This is a genomic window from Streptomyces sp. NPDC101181, from assembly GCF_044767975.1.
GTDB lineage: Bacteria > Actinomycetota > Actinomycetes > Streptomycetales > Streptomycetaceae > Streptomyces.
The window spans coordinates 118,263-135,614 of record NZ_JBIWOX010000002.1 but is presented as its reverse complement, the minus strand read 5'-3'; the positions used below and the strand labels follow the sequence as shown (position 1 = coordinate 135,614).

12 protein-coding genes, 1 tRNA gene and 2 pseudogenes are annotated in these 17,352 nt (G+C 72.5%); 5 read left to right on the top strand and 10 right to left on the bottom strand.

From position 1 onward, the window contains the following. Positions 1 to 90: 90 nt before the first annotated feature. Positions 91 to 714: pseudogene (locus tag ACIRRU_RS04220) on the bottom strand (class I SAM-dependent methyltransferase); the annotation flags it as partial. Here ACIRRU_RS04220 and ACIRRU_RS04215 point away from each other — a divergent pair. Next, positions 713 to 1,684 (top strand): annotated as a pseudogene (locus ACIRRU_RS04215) (tyrosine-type recombinase/integrase); the annotation flags it as partial. The pseudogenes ACIRRU_RS04220 and ACIRRU_RS04215 sit on opposite strands and share 2 nt — an antisense overlap. Before the next feature lie 46 nt (positions 1,685 to 1,730). Here ACIRRU_RS04215 and ACIRRU_RS04210 read toward each other — a convergent pair. After that, positions 1,731 to 1,804, bottom strand: a tRNA-Thr gene (locus ACIRRU_RS04210). 152 nt (positions 1,805 to 1,956) lie between these two features. Between ACIRRU_RS04210 and ACIRRU_RS04205 the strand changes: the two genes are divergently transcribed. The 4 genes from ACIRRU_RS04205 to ACIRRU_RS04190 all read left to right on the top strand — a co-directional run bounded on the left by ACIRRU_RS04205 (position 1,957) and on the right by ACIRRU_RS04190 (position 6,299). Then, a complete protein-coding gene (locus ACIRRU_RS04205; protein WP_403675931.1) occupies positions 1,957 to 3,363 on the top strand; it encodes an RNA-guided endonuclease InsQ/TnpB family protein in 1,407 nt (468 codons plus the stop codon). 335 nt (positions 3,364 to 3,698) lie between these two features. Beyond that, positions 3,699 to 4,835: a sn-glycerol-3-phosphate ABC transporter ATP-binding protein UgpC gene (locus ACIRRU_RS04200; RefSeq protein ID WP_363203821.1), complete on the top strand. Its 1,137-nt coding sequence runs from the start codon at positions 3,699 to 3,701 to the stop codon at positions 4,833 to 4,835. Positions 4,836 to 5,060: 225 nt separating this feature from the next. Continuing rightward, positions 5,061 to 5,474 (top strand): hypothetical protein, encoded by a 414-nt coding sequence (locus tag ACIRRU_RS04195; RefSeq protein ID WP_363203822.1) that lies wholly within the window; start codon positions 5,061 to 5,063, stop codon positions 5,472 to 5,474. 105 nt (positions 5,475 to 5,579) lie between these two features. Beyond that, positions 5,580 to 6,299 carry an NDP-sugar synthase gene (locus tag ACIRRU_RS04190; RefSeq protein WP_403675928.1) on the top strand — a complete coding sequence of 240 codons (720 nt, stop codon included), beginning with the start codon at positions 5,580 to 5,582 and terminating at the stop codon, positions 6,297 to 6,299. Between the two features lie 161 nt (positions 6,300 to 6,460). Here the strand turns inward: ACIRRU_RS04190 and ACIRRU_RS04185 are convergent, their stop codons facing one another. From ACIRRU_RS04185 to ACIRRU_RS04150, 8 genes are all read right to left on the bottom strand, one after another. Then, complete coding sequence (locus ACIRRU_RS04185; protein ID WP_403675925.1) at positions 6,461 to 8,104, bottom strand: DoxX family membrane protein; 1,644 nt, start codon at positions 8,102 to 8,104, stop codon at positions 6,461 to 6,463. A gap of 332 nt (positions 8,105 to 8,436) precedes the next feature. Beyond that, entirely contained in the window at positions 8,437 to 9,393 is a 957-nt protein-coding gene (gene rlmB / locus ACIRRU_RS04180) for a 23S rRNA (guanosine(2251)-2'-O)-methyltransferase RlmB (RefSeq protein WP_363203825.1), read from the bottom strand. A gap of 98 nt (positions 9,394 to 9,491) precedes the next feature. Continuing rightward, on the bottom strand, positions 9,492 to 10,892 hold the full coding sequence (gene cysS / locus ACIRRU_RS04175; RefSeq protein ID WP_363203826.1) for a cysteine--tRNA ligase: 1,401 nt from the start codon (positions 10,890 to 10,892) through the stop codon (positions 9,492 to 9,494). Positions 10,893 to 11,156: 264 nt separating this feature from the next. Further along, positions 11,157 to 11,561, bottom strand: a complete 405-nt coding sequence (locus tag ACIRRU_RS04170) for a PPOX class F420-dependent oxidoreductase (RefSeq protein WP_403675921.1) — start codon at positions 11,559 to 11,561, stop codon at positions 11,157 to 11,159. A 216-nt stretch (positions 11,562 to 11,777) separates the two neighbouring features. Beyond that, positions 11,778 to 13,061: an MFS transporter gene (locus ACIRRU_RS04165; RefSeq protein WP_403676961.1), complete on the bottom strand. Its 1,284-nt coding sequence runs from the start codon at positions 13,059 to 13,061 to the stop codon at positions 11,778 to 11,780. 119 nt (positions 13,062 to 13,180) lie between these two features. Beyond that, entirely contained in the window at positions 13,181 to 14,911 is a 1,731-nt protein-coding gene (locus tag ACIRRU_RS04160) for an ABC transporter permease subunit (protein WP_403675918.1), read from the bottom strand. A 4-nt stretch (positions 14,912 to 14,915) separates the two neighbouring features. After that, on the bottom strand, positions 14,916 to 16,445 hold the full coding sequence (locus ACIRRU_RS04155; RefSeq protein WP_403675915.1) for an ABC transporter substrate-binding protein: 1,530 nt from the start codon (positions 16,443 to 16,445) through the stop codon (positions 14,916 to 14,918). A gap of 31 nt (positions 16,446 to 16,476) precedes the next feature. Beyond that, on the bottom strand, positions 16,477 to 17,169 hold the full coding sequence (locus ACIRRU_RS04150; RefSeq protein WP_403675912.1) for a GNAT family N-acetyltransferase: 693 nt from the start codon (positions 17,167 to 17,169) through the stop codon (positions 16,477 to 16,479). Between the last annotated feature and the right edge of the window lie 183 nt (positions 17,170 to 17,352).

The following is a 17,352-nucleotide window of genomic DNA, read 5'->3' as shown; positions in this document are numbered from 1 at the left end:
GGCCGTCGGGCGCGGTCAGCCGGGCGCGGGGACAGGGGGCTGGCGACGTCCCAGAGGTGACCCGATCCCTCCGTCCGCCCCTGGGGACAATCAGTCGGCGGTGTCGGCCGGGACAATGCCCACCGCCAGCAGGTGGGAGCTGGCGGCGAGAAGTTCCGGGTACGGCTCCGCCATGCGGGCTGCGTCCAAGGCTGAGGCAATCAGCTCATCCGTGGGGCCTTCGCCGGGCTGCTGTTCCGCCGCATTCACTAGCGACCAGGCGGGGCCCTCGATACCGAAGACCTGCACATCCTCCAGCCCGGATGTCAGCAGCTACGTCACCAGCTCTTCGGCCCGGTGGAAGTACGACAGGGTGAACCCCCGAGCTCCGTCGTAGACCGCCGTCTCCAGAATCTTGGAGACGGAGTTGCGAATCCGTTCGGTGTGCAGGTGGGCGTACGTGACATGCTCGAAGAGCGACGCATAGCGATTGATCGCGGCAGCAGCGACCATCCCGCCGGGCTTGGCCACACGAGAGGCTGCCGCGAGTGCGCGTTGCCGGTCGACCTGGTCGGGCAGGTGGTAGAGCGGCCCGAGCAGCTGCACGACGTCAAAGGTGACATCCGGCTCGGACAGGTCGCGCGCGTCACCGACCACCGCCGAGCACACCGCCGACGCGGCCTCAACGTGACGGGGCACCGGATCTACCAGAGTGACGTCGTAGCCGTCCTTCAAGGTGCACCGCATCCTCTCCCGCGCCCTGAAGATCGCCCACCGTCGCTGGATGATCGTGGAGAACGTCGCCGCCCTCGTCGACCTGCCCACCGTCGATGAGACCGAAGCGAACCCGTTCACCATGGAAGAGGCCAAAGCCTTCCTCCTCGCCGCAGCGAAGCGGCCCACCTTCATGCGCTGGCTCGTCGGCATTGGCGTGGGCTTCCGCCAGGGCGAAAGCCTGGGACTCCGGTGGAAGTACGTTGACCTGGAATCCGAGTTGTTCCACCCGCAGTGGCAGCTCCAGCGCCTCACCTGGCGACACGGCTGCACAGACCCGCACCTCTGCGGCGAGCGCCTCCACCGCTTCGATCCCTGCCCGCCCCACTGCACACGACATAAGGGCTACAAGGGGGGCTGCCCGAAGCCGTGCCCGCCCGGTTGCGCCCGCCACGCCAGCACCTGCCCAGATCGCAAGGGCGGCGGACTCGCCTTCACCCGGCCCAAGACCAAGAAGAGCCGCAACGCCGTCCCCATCCCCGCTCCCTTCATCCCTCACCTCCGCGACCACAAGGAGCGGCAGGACGCTTTACGAGTGGAGGCCGGGGAGGAGTGGCAAGAGTTCGACGCGGTGTTCACGCGCCCGGACGGCCGTCCGATCGACCCCCGGGACGACTGGGAGGAATTCAAGGAACTCCTCGAAGAGGCCGGGATCAGCGACCGGCGTCTCTGCGACGGCAGTCGCCACACTGCCGGCACCATCCTCAACGAACTGGGGGTGGACATGCCGACCATCATGGAGATCCTCCGCCACACCCAGATCAGCCAGACCCGCCGCTACGTGAAGGGCCGCTCCGCCCTGTCCAAGGACGCCATGCTCCGCATGGGCAACGCCTTCACACCAGGCCAGCCCACAGGCCCTCTGAGACCAGAACTGAGACCCCTGGGCACCCGTACGGAGCGCTCACGGCGGCGCCGCCGCATCCGCTGACGAAAGAAGCCCAGGTCAGAACTCATCTGACCTGGGCTTCACGCTGAGCCCCCTGTCGGATTCGAACCGACGACCTACGCATTACAAGTGCGTTGCTCGTTCCAGCTGAGCTAAGGAGGCAAGGACATGCGCCGCAGACGCGGGGCAGCACGCCACAACTCTACACAGCCCCGTCTCCCCACGGGCATGCATATCGGACGGTCGTAACCTCCCACTCACCTGTTCGTTGAACGCACTGCAGTGCCATCCGAATATCGGACAGGGGAGAGGTCGTGGCCGAGGCCGCAGGGGGAAACCAGCCGAGCCGCATCACCGGCGCGGAGGCCAAGCGCATCAAACGCGAGGCGCTGGGCGTGCCCGACCCGGGCAAGCATCGGCAGCGGGTGGCCGTGCCGATGCAGCGGAGGGCACCCGAGACCGACACCCGCCAGCGTGTCTACCGGTACCGCTGCTACCCCACCCCCACGCAGACCGAACAACTGATCAAGACCTTCGGCGCCTGTCGCTGGGCCTACAACGAGGGCCTCGCGCTGCGGGACAAGGCATGGCGCGAGCACCGGGTGACCCTCGGGTTCGCCGAGTCCTGCCGGGCTCTCACAGGCTGGCGAAATGCCGAGGAGACGCGATGGCTGCAGGAGATTTCTTCGACTGTTCTCCAGCAGGCGCTCCGCCATCTCGACGCCGCTTTCGGAAGGTTCTTCAGCGGATCGAAGCAGCATCCGAAGCGTAAGAAGAAGGGGCGCTGCCGTGACTCCGCGACCTACGTCGGTACGGGCTTCCGCTGGGTGGAGGACCCCGAGCAGCCGGGTACGGGGCTGATCGCGCTGGCCAAGCAGTCCGGGCCACTGCGTATCCGCTGGTCCCGGCTGCTCCCGGCGGGCGTACGGCCGTTGAAGGTGACCGTGACCCGGGACCGGGCGGGCCGCTTCTTCGTCTCTGTGCTCGTCGAAGAACGGATCGAGCCGCTGCCGCCCGTGTTCTCACGGGACGGAGGTGCTCCGAAGGCGGTCGGTCTGGACCTCGGGCTGACGACGCTGGTCACACTGGACGACGGGGAGAAGGCGGACCATCCTCGGCTGCTCAAGAAGTACGGGGCGAAGCTCGCGGATCTCCAGCGAAGCCTGCACCGTAAGAAGAGAGGATCGAAGAACAGGGAGAAGGCGCGGCAGGAGATCGCCCGGCTGCACTCCCGGATCGGCGACGTCCGCAGGGACGCGTTGGACCAGCTCACCACCCGCCTCGTGCGCGAGAACCAAGTGCTCGTGGTGGAGGACCTGTCCATCGCCTCTCTCGTACGGTCGCCGAAGGGTAAGGGCCGTCGGCGAAAAGCGGGGCTGAACCGGGCGATCCTGAATGCATCCTGGGGCACGCTGCTGCGAATGTTGCAGTACAAGTGCGCGTGGTACGGGCGGACGCTGGTCCTCGTGGACCGGTTCTTCCCGTCGACGCGGCGGTGTTCGGCCTGCGGGGTGGTCGGACCGAAGCTCGACCTGTCCGTGCGTGGCTGGTCGTGCGGTGGGTGTGGCACGGAGCACGACCGGGATGTGAACGCGGCGCAGAACCTGCGGGACGAAGGAATGCGGCTGTATGAGCTGGTGGCGTCGGCGCTGCCGGCTGGTCGAGCCGTGCCCTCGATCATCAGGGCGTCCGAGATGCCGGATGTAGTCCTGACCGCGTAGCAAGCCTGGAGACGCTTGACATGCGTACCGGACCGACGGGCCGTCGGCCGTGATGCCTGTGGAGTCCGTGTGGGACCGACGGGGTATCGCCCTCAGGGCGATTTTGTCCGGTCGGCAGTGGACGCCGAAGCAGGAAGTCCCACAAGCGGTGGGGCGGGTCAAAAGTGCATTGCTCTGGCATCCCCCGTTCACCGAGCGAGCTTTTCGTGACCCGAGAGGTACTGACAGAACACATGAACGCCAGGTAGCGTCACGGCAGGTTCACCCGAGTGGACCAGACCACTCCCTACTCGGATCGTCCGGCACGTTCCTGCCGGTGGAGGAGAAGATCCATCATGGCCAGTGTCACGTTCGACAAGGCGTCCCGCGTCTACCCCGGCTCCACGAAGCCGGCCGTGGACCAGCTGGAGATCGACATCGAGGACGGTGAGTTCCTCGTCCTCGTCGGTCCCTCCGGTTGCGGCAAGTCGACCTCCCTGCGGATGCTCGCGGGGCTCGAGGACGTCAACGGCGGCGCGATCCGCATCGGTGACCGCGATGTCACGCACCTGCCGCCGAAGGACCGGGACATCGCCATGGTGTTCCAGAACTACGCGCTCTACCCGCACATGTCCGTCGCGGACAACATGGGCTTCGCGCTGAAGATCGCCGGTGTGAACAAGACCGAGATCCGGGCGAAGGTCGAAGAGGCCGCCAAGATGCTGGACCTCACCGAGTACCTGGACCGCAAGCCGAAGGCGCTCTCCGGTGGTCAGCGCCAGCGTGTGGCGATGGGGCGGGCCATCGTGCGGGAGCCGCAGGTCTTCCTCATGGACGAGCCGCTGTCGAACCTCGACGCCAAGCTCCGTGTCTCCACCCGTACGCAGATCGCCTCGCTCCAGCGCCGCCTGGGCATCACCACCGTGTACGTCACCCACGACCAGGTCGAGGCCCTCACCATGGGCGACCGGGTCGCGGTGCTGAAGGCCGGGCTGCTCCAGCAGGTCGACTCGCCGCGCAACATGTACGACCGCCCGGCGAACCTGTTCGTCGCCGGATTCATCGGCTCCCCCGCGATGAACCTGGTCGAGGTTCCGATCACCGACGGCGGCGTGAAGTTCGGCAACAGCGTCGTCCCGGTGTCGCGGGAGGCGCTGAGCGCCGCCGCGGACCGTGGTGACACCACCGTCACGGTCGGCATCCGCCCCGAGCACTTCGACATCGTCGAGCACGGTGGCGCCGCCGCGAAGGCCCTCACCAAGGACTCCTCGGACGAGCCGGCCGGTCTCGCCGTCTCCGTCAACGTCGTCGAGGAGCTCGGCGCCGACGGGTTCGTCTACGGCTCCACCCAGGTCGGCGGGGAGCACAAGGACCTCGTCGTCCGCGTCGGCGGCCGTGCCGTGCCGGAGAAGGGCACCGAGCTGCACGTCGTCCCGCGCCCGGACGAGCTGCACGTCTTCGCGACGTCCACCGGCGAGCGGCTCACCAACTGACCCGCTTCCCGCCGTACGCCCGGCCCCGCTCCCCGCAAGGGGGTGCGGGGCCGTTTGCGTGGTACGAGCGTGTTTGGGTTTCGACGCCGGACGCGCTCAAATACCCCGGCACACTGGGCATTTCACCGTGACCCGTCAACCTCGTATTCGAAAGGGCGCGTCGAACCATCCCCCGCGAGAGTGACGAAATGTCGCCAAGTCATCACCGGCCGCTACGCTCGCTGCGTGACCCACACCGCGCGCCGCATCGGCCGATCCCTCGCTCTCGTCCTGCCCGTCGTCATGGTTCTGTCCGGGACCCTCGCGGTCACCACCGTTCCGTGGGCGGCGCCGGACAACGACTCCACCCTGCTGGCCGCCTCCTCGGAGACGGTGTCCAAGCCCGCGAAGTCCCGCGCTCCGCAGGACGTCCTGCGCGAGAAGCTTCTCGTGGAACTTCAGGAGAAGGACCCGGGCACCGCTCTCACCGGCCTCCAGCGTGCCGTGGAGCAGCGTCCGTCGCTCGCCCGCCACTGCATGTCGATCGCGAAGGCGCTCGGCAAGGCGGCCGTCGAGCAGTACGGCCCGACCCGCGCCCAGCGCTTCTCGCGGCCCGTCTGCGACACCTCGTTCGCCTCCGGCGTCGCGCAGTTCAGCTGAGCCGCAGTCCCGTCCCGTCGTTCAGCCGGGCCGGAGTCCGTCCGACGCCCGGGCGGTCGCGCGGAGCGCGCCGTCCGCCCGTGGGCAGCGCCTATCGTGCCTGCCATGCATACGTATCCGACGCAGGCCGTGATCCTTGCCGGTGGCCAGGGGTCGCGGCTGCGCCCGTACACCGACGACCGTCCCAAGCCGATGGTCGAGATTCCCGGGACGGGCACGCCGATCATCGGCCATCAGCTGTCCTGGCTCGCCGCCGAGGGCGTCACCGACGCCGTGGTCTCCTGCGGGCACCTCGCGGAGGTGCTCCAGGAGTGGCTGGAGGAAGCCGTCCTGCCGCTGCGGGTCACCACCGTCGTGGAGACCGAGCCGCTGGGGCGCGGCGGCGGGCTGCGGTACGCGGCCGAGCGGCTGCCCGACGCGGACCAGCCCTGGTACGCCACCAACGGTGACATCTGGACGCGTTTCTCCCTGCGGGAGATGGCCGCCTTCCACGCGGAGCGCGATGCCACCGCCACCCTCGCCCTCGCCCGGCCGCGCATCCCGTGGGGTGCCGTGGAGACGGACGCGTTCGGGCACATCACCGACTTCATCGAGTCGCCGCCGTCCCCGTATCTGATCAACGCCGGGGTGTACGTGTTCTCGCCCGCCTTCACGCGGCTGCTGCCGGACCGGGGCGACCATGAGCGGACCACGTTCCCCCGGCTGGCCCGGGAGCGCCGGCTGGCCGGGTATCCGCTGCCGAACGGGGCGTACTGGCGGGCCATCGACACCGCGAAGGACCTGACCGAGGCGGCCCGGGAGCTCGGCTCCCAGGGCGGCGCCTGACCCGACGAGCGCGGCCCCCACCCTCGAAGAGACCAAGGGCCCCCGCCCACGGAAGAGACCAGGGCGGTCCCCACTCACGGAAGAGACGAGGGCGGCCCCCATCCGGATCCTGTGTTCCGGGTGGGGGCCGCCCTCGTCGTCCGTACGGGGCCGGGGAGGTGTCAGCCGAGGAGGCCGCCGATGGGGTTCCGGCCGCCGCCGCCTCCGCCGGAGGTGGAGCCCTCGCCGCTGCCGGAGGAGGTGGATCCGCCCGCCGGGTCGGGTTCTCCGCCGCCCCCGGAAGAGCCGTCGCCGCCGGTGGAGCCGGAGGAGGTGGGGCCCGCGCTGGTGGCGGCCGGGGGCTCCTGCGGGGTGGACTGCTGCGGGGGCGCCTGGCCGGTGCCCTGGGTCTGGCTGGGCTGGGTGCTGTCCGAGCCGGTGCTCTGGCCGCCCGTCTCGCGGGTGGCTCCGGGGCTGGCCTGGCCGGTGGCGGGGGTGTCGGCCGCGCCGGAGCGGGTGGGCTCGGGGCGGCGCTCCTGCTCCGGGGAGCGGGAGGCCTTGCGCTCCCCGGTGGACTCCTGGGGCAGGGGCATGCCGGGGAGGCGGTTGGTGGGGTAGTCGTTGCGGCCGGGGACGGTGACGACCTCGGCCGAGCGGACCGCGCCGCCGAGGACGGAGCCGACGAGCAGGGTGAGGCCGATGACGACGCTGGCGACGACGGTGCCGCGGCGCAGGACGCGGCGGCGCAGGTCCCAGAGCTCGGAGCGCGGGCCGAGCTTGCGCCAGGCCTCTCCGGCGAGCCGTCCGTCCACGGAGTAGACGGGGGCGCCCGCGATGATCAGGGGGCTCCAGGCGGCCAGCATGATGATGTCGGGCATCTCGTAGACCGGGACGGAGCGCCAGCTCACGGTGACCAGGAGGGTCGCGGAGAGCAGGGCGCCGACGGATGCGGCGACGCGCTGCCAGAGGCCGAGGATGGTCAGGACGCCGACGACGACCTGGAGGAAGGCGACGGTGAGGCCCGCGCCGACCGGGTGGGAGAGGGCGAAGTCGCGCAGCGGTTCGGCGGCGGCCCAGGGGTTGAGCGAGCTGAGCCACGCGACCATGGAGCCGCGTTCGCCGCCGTCGAAGTAGACGGGGTCGCACAGCTTGCCCATGCCGGCGTAGAGGGAGATCAAGCCGATCAGGACCCGCATCGGGAGCAGGACGACGCCCAGGTTCATCCGGTGGCCCGGGTAGTAGGCGTGCTTGACCGGGTCGTTGCCGTTGCGGCGGTCGCGGGCTTCGGCGCTGTCGTCGTAGTCGTCGTCGGGGCCGTGCGAGGGGCCGTCGGGGCCGTCGGCCGGGTCGTCGTACGCGCCGACGGCCTGGCGCATGGGCGGCAGGAGCGGGCCGGTGCGGGCGGGCGGGGGCGAGGCGGTCAGTACGGGGTTGGGCTGCGTCTCCTCCAGGAGCGGGATGACCTGCGTCGCGCCCGTCGCCGCTCCGTCGCCGGGGACTCCGGCGGCGGGGGCGTCGAGGGTTCCCGCGGTGGAGTTGCGCACGGCCTGGAGGAGGCCCGTGGCGCCGGGGGCGGACTTCCCGCTCCAGACGACGGGCGCCCGCCTGCGGCCGCCGCCGGCACCGGCACCCGCGCCCGCGCCGCTCATGGCGGGGATGCGGGCCGTGGCGGCGGGGGCACCGCGCAGCCGTGCGCGCTGGCCCGGGGGGAGCTGCACCCGGAAGCTGGCGTGGTTGACGATGACCTGCGCGGGGTCGCTGTCCACCTTGGTCATGCTCAGGGCGGGTTGCTCGTCGAACCGAGGCGTTCTGGTGTCCACACTCATCTAACCGAGTGATGTGTGTTTAGGACACTGCCTTGACCGCACGGGATGTGTCCGAGACCCGTCAAGATCAGGCCAAACTCGGGCATCCTGGATGGATGTTCGGCGTTCGCGCGTCAACTCGCCCGGCGGACGAGCCCGTTGACGCGCGCGACGCCGAACGACGAGCCCTAAGGGCTGTCCCGCTAATCCCCGGCGGGCGCACGACGACAGCTACGGCACCTCGCCGCGTTGTCGGAACGCCCGAATACATCCAGTATGCGGACGTCCCTCCGCCTTGCGACGCACCGCATCCGACGCCGCGCGCTGATCCACCGGGGATGACGGGACAGCCCTCAGCCGCGGCGGCGCGCCACCTCGTACAGCACGATGCCCGCGGCGACACCGGCGTTGAGCGACTCGGCGCCGCCCGGCATGGAGATCCGCACCCGGTAGTCGCAGGTCTCGCCGACGAGACGGCCGAGGCCCTTGCCCTCGCTGCCGATGACGATGACGACCGGACCGTCCAGCGCCTCCAGGTCCTCCACCGTGTGCTCGCCGTCGGCGGCCAGGCCGACCACGGTGAGGCCCGCCTTCTGGTAGCCCTCCAGCGCGCGGGTCAGGTTGGTGACCCGGGAGACGGGGGTGCGGGCCGCCGTGCCGGCCGAGGACTTCCACGCCCCGGCGGTCATCCCGGCCGCCCGGCGCTCGGGGACGACGACGCCGTGGCCGCCGAAGGCGGAGACCGAGCGGACGATCGCGCCGAGGTTGCGCGGGTCGGTCACCCCGTCGAGGGCGACGATCAGCGGGTCCTCGTGGTTGTCGTGCGCGGCGACGACCAGGTCGTCGGGGTGCGCGTACTCGTACGGCGGGACCTGGAGGACCAGGCCCTGGTGGTTGAGGCCGTTGGTCATGCGGTCCAGCTCGGGGCGCGGGGCCTCCATCAGGTTGATGGTGCCGCGGTCGCCCGCGAGCTTGAGCACGTCACGTACGCGCTCGTCGTTGTCGATGAACTGCTGGACGTACAGCGTCACCGCGGGGACCCCGTCGCGCAGCGCCTCGTAGACCGGGTTGCGGCCGACGACCATCTCCGAGGTGCCCTTGACGCCGCCGCGCCGGGGAGCCGGGCGGCGGGCGGCGGCCTGCTTGGCCTGGGCGTTGGCGACGCGGTTCTTCTTGTGTCCCTTGCGGGCGGAGGCGGGCGGGGTGGGGCCCTTGCCCTCCAGGCCACGGCGCCGGTTGCCACCGCTGCCGACCTGCGCGCCCTTCTTGTTGGACGTGCGGCGGTTCTTGCGCTGGCTGTTCCCGGCCATGATCTACCTGTTTCGTTGCTTTCAGACGTACGTACGTATGAGGAAAGTGTGCCGCCCGGCGCGCCGGGCGGCACATTCGCGCTGTTCCGACGGGGTGCTCAGCGCGGTCCCAGCGTCCAGCGGGGGCCGGTGGGGCTGTCCTCGATGACGAGGCCGGACTGGTTGAGCTGGTCGCGGATGGCGTCGGCGGCGGCCCAGTCCTTACGGGCGCGGGCCGACTGGCGCTGGTCGAGGACCAGGCGCACGAGGGTGTCGACGACGCCGTGCAGATCCTCGCCCCGGTCGCCCTCGCCCGCCCACTGCGCGTCGAGCGGGTCCAGACCGAGGACGCCGAGCATGGCCCGGACCTCGGCGAGGCGGGCCACGGCCGCCTCCTTGTCGTCGGCGGCGAGGGCGCTGTTGCCCTGGCGGACGGCGGTGTGGATGATCGCCAGCGCCTGCGGGACGCCCAGGTCCTCGTCCATCGCCTCGGCGAAGGCGGGCGGCACCTCGGCGGCGGGGGGCACGTTCTCCCCGGCCTTCTCGGTGACGCGCTGGACGAAGCCCTCGATCCGGGCGAACGCGGACTCGGCCTCGCGCAGGGCCTCCTCGCTGTACTCGATCATCGACCGGTAGTGCGGGGTGCCGAGGTAGTAGCGCAGGACGATGGGGCGCCAGTGCTTGACCATCTCGCTGACGAGGACGGAGTTGCCGAGCGACTTCGACATCTTCTCGCCGGACATGGTGACCCAGCCGTTGTGCACCCAGTAGTTGGCGAACGCGTCGCCGTACGCCCTGGCCTGGGCGATCTCGTTCTCATGGTGCGGGAAGACCAGGTCGATGCCGCCGCCGTGGATGTCGAAGGCGGAGCCCAGGTACTTGTGGGCCATCGCGGAGCACTCCAGGTGCCAGCCGGGACGGCCGCGGCCCCACGGGGTCTCCCAGCTGGGCTCACCCGGCTTGACGGCCTTCCACATGGCGAAGTCGCGCGGGTCGCGCTTGCCGGTCTCGCCCTCGCCGGAGGGCTGGCGCAGGTCGTCCAGCTCCTGGTGGGAGAGCGAGAGGTAGCCGGGGAGGGAGCGCACGTCGAAGTAGACGTTGCCGTCGGACTCGTAGGCGTGGCCGCGCTCGATCAGGCCGCGCATCATCTCGATCATCTCGGGGACGTGCCCGGTGGCGCGCGGCTCGTAGGTGGGCGGCAGGCAGCCGAGGACGTCGTAGCCGTCGTTGAACGCGCGCTCGTTCTCGTAGCCGATCGACCACCAGGGGCGGCCCTGTTCGGCGGACTTCGCGATGATCTTGTCGTCGATGTCGGTGACGTTCCGGATGAACGTGACGTCGTAGCCGCGGTAGGCGAACCAGCGGCGCATGATGTCGAAGTTCAGGCCCGAGCGGATGTGGCCGATGTGCGGTGCCGCCTGCACGGTGGCGCCGCAGAGGTAGATCGAGACACAGCCCGCGGTGAGCGGGACGAAGTCACGGATCTGCCGGGCGCTGGTGTCGTGCAGGCGAATAGTCACGCCTCAAGGGTAGTAGGCCGACACCAGTGCCCCGCGACCCTTCGGGATCGCGGGGACAACTTTCTGGTACCGGCACGGCCCGGGGCGCCCCGGAAAGCGTTTTCACGCCGCACGGGACGCCTCGGAGGGTGCCGTTCCGGTCCTGCGGGGCCCCCGGAGCGTGCTGTCCGGGTCCTGCGGGACGCCTCGGAGGATGCCCGTTCCGGTCCTCCGGGGCGCCCTGTGCCGGTCGCGGCGGTCGTACGGGGACGTCCGGTACGGGGCTCAGATGCTGCCGACGACCTTGCGCGGGGAGATCCGGACGACCACGCGCGGGTCGTCCTCGGCCGCGTTGGAGTTGAACTCCGCGTAGGGCTTACCGGTGTACTTCACCGACAGCTCGTCGATCAGCTCCTGCCCGCCCTCCGTCGTCAGCGTCGCCTCGCCGCGGATCTCGGCGTAGCTGTAGGGGGCGTCGAACGGCTGGACGACCACGGTGACGCGGGGGTCGCGGCGGAGGTTCTTCTCCTTGCGGCGGCCGACCGTGGTCGAGATCAGCACGTCGTCGCCGTCGCGCTTGACCCAGACCGGGGAGACCTGGGGGCTTCCGTCGGGCTGGATGGTGGCGATGTTGACGAAGACGGGGGTGTCGAGCAGGTTCTTCAGCTCGGGGGAGAGTGCGGCGGTCATGCGTACGTCCTCCTGTTCCCTGCGGGGCCCGGCCGGCGGCCGGTGTGGTTCCGGTCCGGTGGCCCCGGTCGGTCCGTGATTGCGTTCAGTTGCGGGCAGTTCCGGTAGTTCTGGTGGTTCCGGTCGGGCACGTGATTGCGGCCGGTGCCGGTGGCCCCGGCCGGTCCGGTGCTTCTACCCCGTAACTCTGCGCTTCCGCGGTTGCTTCCCGCCCCTTCACCCGTTCCCCGCGCGCCCCGCCGGAAGCGCGCACGCCAGGGCCGCGCCGGTCAGCGGGACCGCCGCGAGCACCGCCCACAGGACCGGCGCGGGCGCCCCGAGCAGGGCGCCGGTGGCCGCGCTGCCCCCGAGGACGGCGAGCCCGGACACGGAGGAGAGCGCGCCGGTGGCCAGCCCGAGGCACCGGTCCTCGACCAGGTCCGGGACCAGGCCCCGGGCGGCGGGCACCAGCAGCATCTGGCCCACGGTCAGCAGGACGACCAGCGCCGCGCCGGGCAGCAGTCCCCCCGGCCCGTCCGGGGTGAGCGGTACGGCCGCGAAGGCGGCGGCGACGGTCACAAGGCCGGTGATCAGCGCGGTGCGCGGGGCGACGCGGCGCGCGGACCAGCGAGTCAGCGGCAGTTGGGCGACGACGACGAGCAGCGAGGACAGCGCGAAGAGCCAGCCGAGGGCGGTCTGCGATCCGGTGGCCCGCTCCACCTCGGCGGGCAGGGAGAGGTAGAGCTGGTTGTAGGCGACCAGATAGGTGGCGTACGCGAGGCAGAGCAGCAGGAACGGACGGTTGACGAAGACGGCACGCCAGGACGAGCGCCCCGGCTGGGCCGGACGGGTGGCGGCGTGCGGGTCCGGTTCCGCCCGCCCCGGGACGGGAACGGTGCCGGGGGCGAGGGCCGGACCGGCGCTCGGGGGCTCGTCCCGGGGGCGTTCGCGCTCCCGTACGGCGTCGGCGCGCGGCATCAGGCGGGCGTGCCCGGCGAGCACGGCGACGAAGACGAGGGCCCCGGCCAGGCAGGCCGCACGGAAGCCCCCGCCCAGCAGCAGGAGCAGGGAGCCGAGCAGGGGTCCGAGGAACGCCCCGGCCTGTCCGGCGGCGGAGAACAGGGCGAGGACGTGGGCGCGCGGTTCGCCGGTGTCCCGTTCGTGCCGGACGGCCTCGCGGGCGGCCTCGGACTCCACGGCCGGGGAGAACAGGGCGGCCGCGAAGCCGATGAGGAGCACGGCGGCGATGACGGTGGCCGGGGAACCGGCGTACGCGAGCCAGCCGAACCCGGCGATCCGCAGCCCGCACCCCGCGAGTACGACGGGGCGCGGGCCGTACCGGTCGGTGAGCGCGCCCCCGACGACGAACAGGCCCTGCTGGCTGAAGGTGCGCAGCCCGAGGACGAGTCCGACGAGCCAGCCCGCCATGCCGAGGCCGCTGCCGAGGTGGGTGGCGAGGTAGGGCAGGACGGCGTAGAAGCCGATGTTGAAGGCGAGTTGGGTGCCGGTGAGCAGCCGCAGGTACGGGGTGGGGGCGCTCGCGAGCCGGGGCCGGGAGCGGAGTCGGCCCTTCCGGGCCGGGACCGGGGCGGTGGGGATGTCCGCGCGGCCTCCCCGTACGGCCGGGGGTGCGGGCCGGATCACTGGACGCTCCTCGGGCCCGCCGGGGTGCGCCCGCGCACGGCGGCCGAGGTCAGGACCGTCAGCGCGCCCAGGACCGCGAGGGCGGCGGCCGGGGCCAGGACGGCCCAGGGGGCCCGTTCCGCGTACGGCATGTTCTCCGACAGCATCCGGCCCCACTCCGGCGCGGGCGCCTGGGTGCCGAGGCCGAGGAAGCCGAGGGAGGCCAGGGCCAGCGCGACGGCCGGGACACGCAGGACGGCGTGCCGGACTACCGGCGGCAGGACCCCGGGCAGCACGTGACGGCGCAGCAGGTGGGCCCGGTCCGCGCCGAGGGCGACGGCGGCGGCGAGGTGCGGGGCCGCCTTCTCCTGGGCGTGCAGCGCGCCCGTGTGCGCGGCGAGCGGGGCCCAGGCGACAGCCGCGACGGCGGCGGCCGCTCCCCAGGGGCCCGGTCCGGCGATACCCGCGGCGACGAGTCCGGCGAGGACGGCGGGGAGCGCGTTCGCGGTCTCGGTGAGCGCCCCGGCGCGCAACGCTCCGAGGAGCAGCCCGAGGACCAGGGTGACCGCGCCGACCGCGACGGCGGCGAGCGCGGTACGGGCCGCCCCGTGACCGAGGCGGGCGAGGACGTCGCGGCCGAGGTTGTCGGTGCCGAAGGGGTGCGCGGCGGAGGGGCCCGCGAGGCGGGCGGCGGTGTCGACGTGGAGCGGGTCGCGCAGGAGTCCCGCGACGGTGACCGCGACGAGCAGCGCGCCGAGGACGAGGGCGGCGACGGCGAGCGCGCGGCGGCCGGGCAGCCGGGGCGCGACGAGGGCGGGCAGGGCGCGCTCGGTGAGCGCGGGGCCGAGCAGGACGCGGACGGCGAGGCGGGACAGGAGCCCGGCGGCGAGGCCGAGGAGCAGCAGCATCAGGACGGCCGCCTGGAGGACGGGCAGGTCCTGGGCGAGGGCGGCGGCCAGGGCCGTGCCGCCGAGGCCGGGGATCGCGTACAGCGTCTCGACGGCGACGGCCCCGCCGGTGAGGCCGACCGCGGCCAGGCCGAGCTGGGGCAGCAGGCCCGGCAGCGTACGGCGCAGGGCGTGCCGGACGACGGTCCGGCCCGGCATCCCGCTCGCGGCGGCGGCCTTCGCCCAGGGTTCGGCGAACGCCCCGGGCAGCGCGTCGTCGAGCAGCCGCCCCAGCAGCGCCCCGGCGGGGACGCCCATGGCGAGTGCGGGCAGCACGAGCTGGCCGGGGGCGCCCCAGCCGAGCGCCGGGAACCACCCCAGGTGCACGGCGAACACGGTCGCCAGCACGGCGGCGAGCAGGAACTCCGGCAGCGCGGCCAGCACCGCCGCGCCCACGCCGGCGCGCACCCGCACGATCCGGCGCGCGGCCCCGCGCCGCAGGGTCGCCGCGCTCAGGGCGAGGGCGAGCAGCAGGGCGACGGCGAGCGAGACGGCCATCAGGGTGAGGGAGTTGCCGAGGGCGGCGAGGACGTCGGGCCCCACGGGCTGCCCGGAGACCCAGGACTCCCCCAGGTCGCCCCGGAACAGTCCGCCGAGCCAGCCGCCCAGCACGTGCGACGGCCCGCCGTCGAGCCCGGTCTCGGCGCGGATCGCGGCGAGGGTCTCGGGGGTCGGGGCGCGGTCGGCGTACCGGGCGTGCAGGATCGTGCGGGCCGGGTCGGTCCGGGTCAGCCAGGGCAGCAGCCCGATCACCGCGACGACGGTCAGAAGGGTCCCGAGCCGTCCGGCGAGGTGCTTCACCAGGTCACCCGACGCGTGTGTCGGCGGTGATGAGGGTGCGCTCCATCGGGTCGAGGGCGACGCCCCGGACGCGGGCCTCGTCGTAGCCCTGGACGAAGCGTTCGTGGACGAGCGGGACGAGGGCGTCGGAGCCGAGGATCGCGGCCTCGGCCGTCATCTCGGCACGGTGGCGGGCGTCGGTGCCGGCCAGGGAGGCGGCCTGGGCGACGGCGGTGTCGACGGGCTTCGCGCAGAGCTGGGTGATGTTGAAGCTGCCGTCGCAGGTGAAGTCGGAGGTGAGGTAGGAGACCGGGTCGGCGGTGTCCAGCAGGGTGTTGCGGGCCTGGATGAACGCGTCGTACTTCCCGGCGAGCGCGTCCGCCTCCATCTGCGCGTAGTCGCGCACGACCTGCTTGACGGTGAACCCGCGCTTCTCCAGCTGCTGCTGGACGACGGTGGCGGCCTCGGGCAGCTCGGGCCGGTTGGTGTAGGTGCCCAGCACGATCTGCCCGGTCCTACGCACCTCGGCCGGGGTGGCGGCCTTCGCCCGGCCGGTGGGCGCGGTACGCAGGTCGGCGGCCCACGGGACACCGGGTCCCAGCAGCCCCCGCCCGGTGTCGGCGCGGCCCTCGTAGACGCCGTCGACCAGGGCCTTGGCGTCGATGGCCTCGCGGGCCGCGGCGCGCATCGCCGGGTCGGCGAAGACCCCGCGCTCGGTGTTGAGGGAGAGGCCGTTGGTGCGGGCGGACGGGAACTCGTGGACCATGCCGTCGCCGAGCAGGGACGCCTGCGAGATGGGGACGTACTCGGCGATGTCGACGGCCTTGGTGCGCAGCGCGTTGGCGCGGGCGGTGCCGTCGGCGACGAACTTCACGTCCACGCCCGGGGCCTTCGCCTTGTCGCCCCAGTAGGTGTCGTTGCGCTCCAGGGTGGCGCTGACCGCGCCGTTGACCTCGGTGAGGGTGAAGGGGCCGGTGGCGTGCCCGGCGGGGTTCACCTTGCCGCCGCCGCCCTTTCCGTACGCGGCGGCGGACAGGATGCTCAGCGCGGGGTTGGCGAGCCGCTGGGGCAGCAGCGGGTCGGCGTCCTTCGTGGTGATCCGTACGGTGCCGGGGGACGGGGCCGTCGCGGTGAGCGTGGCGTCGGAGAGCACGCGGGGCTTCGGCGAGGCCCCCTGGGCGGCGGTCAGCGAGCGGACCACGGCGGCGGCGTCGAGCGTGCCGCCGTCCTGGAAGGCGATGTTCCGGCGGACGGTGAACTCCCAGGCGGTCGCGCCGTCACGCTTCCAGGCGGTCGCCAGGGCGGGCTTCGCCTCGCCGTTCTCGTCGAGCCGGGTGAGCCCTTCCACGACGGCGAGGCGGCTGAGGATGACGGCGTCGTCCCCGTACGGCGACATGGCCTGGGCGGGCGGGAAGGCCAGGGCCGCCCTCAGCCGCTGGTCGCCGCCGGAGCCGCCCGTCCCTCCGGAGGAGGTGCAGGCGGTGGCGGCGGTGACCAGGAGCGCGGTCGCGGCGAGCGGCAGCGCGGCGCGGTGGAGGCGGCGGGGCGTGTGCATGAGGGCGACCTTATGTGAAAACGATTGCCATCTAATCGGCGGGGGTACCGGCGGGGACCGGCTGCGGCGACGGCGCGGGGCTCTCCACCGGCGTCGGCATCGGCAGCTCGAAGTGGACGATCCCCTGTCCGCCGCCCGGCAGCTCCCGCTCGTCGCAGACCTCGTGGGCCAGCGAACGCCAGAAGGGCTCGGCCCCCGGCACGGCGGGGTCGGTGTGCAGGTACAGCGCCTCGTAGCCACCGGCCCGTACGGCGAACTCCGTCAGCTCCCGCACGAGCCGCCGGGCCACCCCGTGCCGACGGTGCTCGGGGCGGACGTAGATCCGGCAGAGCTGGGCGGTGGTCCCGGACGGGAAGCGGTCGGCGACCCATCGCGGATTGGGCGGCGCCTGCGGCCCCCGGTCACGTACGGCCCCGGTGGCGACGATCTCGCCGCGGTGCTCGACAACGAGCAGGGTGCAGCGCTCCGGGCGCAGGTAGGCGGCCTCGGGATCGATGATGTCGCTGTGCCAGCGGGGTACGTAACCGGACCTCAGGTCGCGGTAGACGGTGTCGAGCATCACGGCCCGCGCCCCGCCGAGGTCGGCGGCGGTGGCGGTACGCAGCACGTATCCGGCGGCCTCGCGGCCCGGGTCGGCGTCGGTCCGGCCGGGGAGCGGCCCCGACGGTCGCGACGGCCTCGACGGTTGCGACGGCCCTGCCGTCACCGTGGTCGCGCTGGTCACCGGAAACCACTCCCGCCTCATGCCGCACATCGCTTGCAGCTACAGCGTACGTGCAACCGATGTGCAGGAGGCCCGGCCCCGGCGGTGCGGTCCGCAGGGGCCAGGCCGACGGCGCGGTCCGCGGGCCCGGTCTCGGTGGTCGGCCAAACCGGGCCGACGATACGAGTCCGCCGGGGCCGGGCC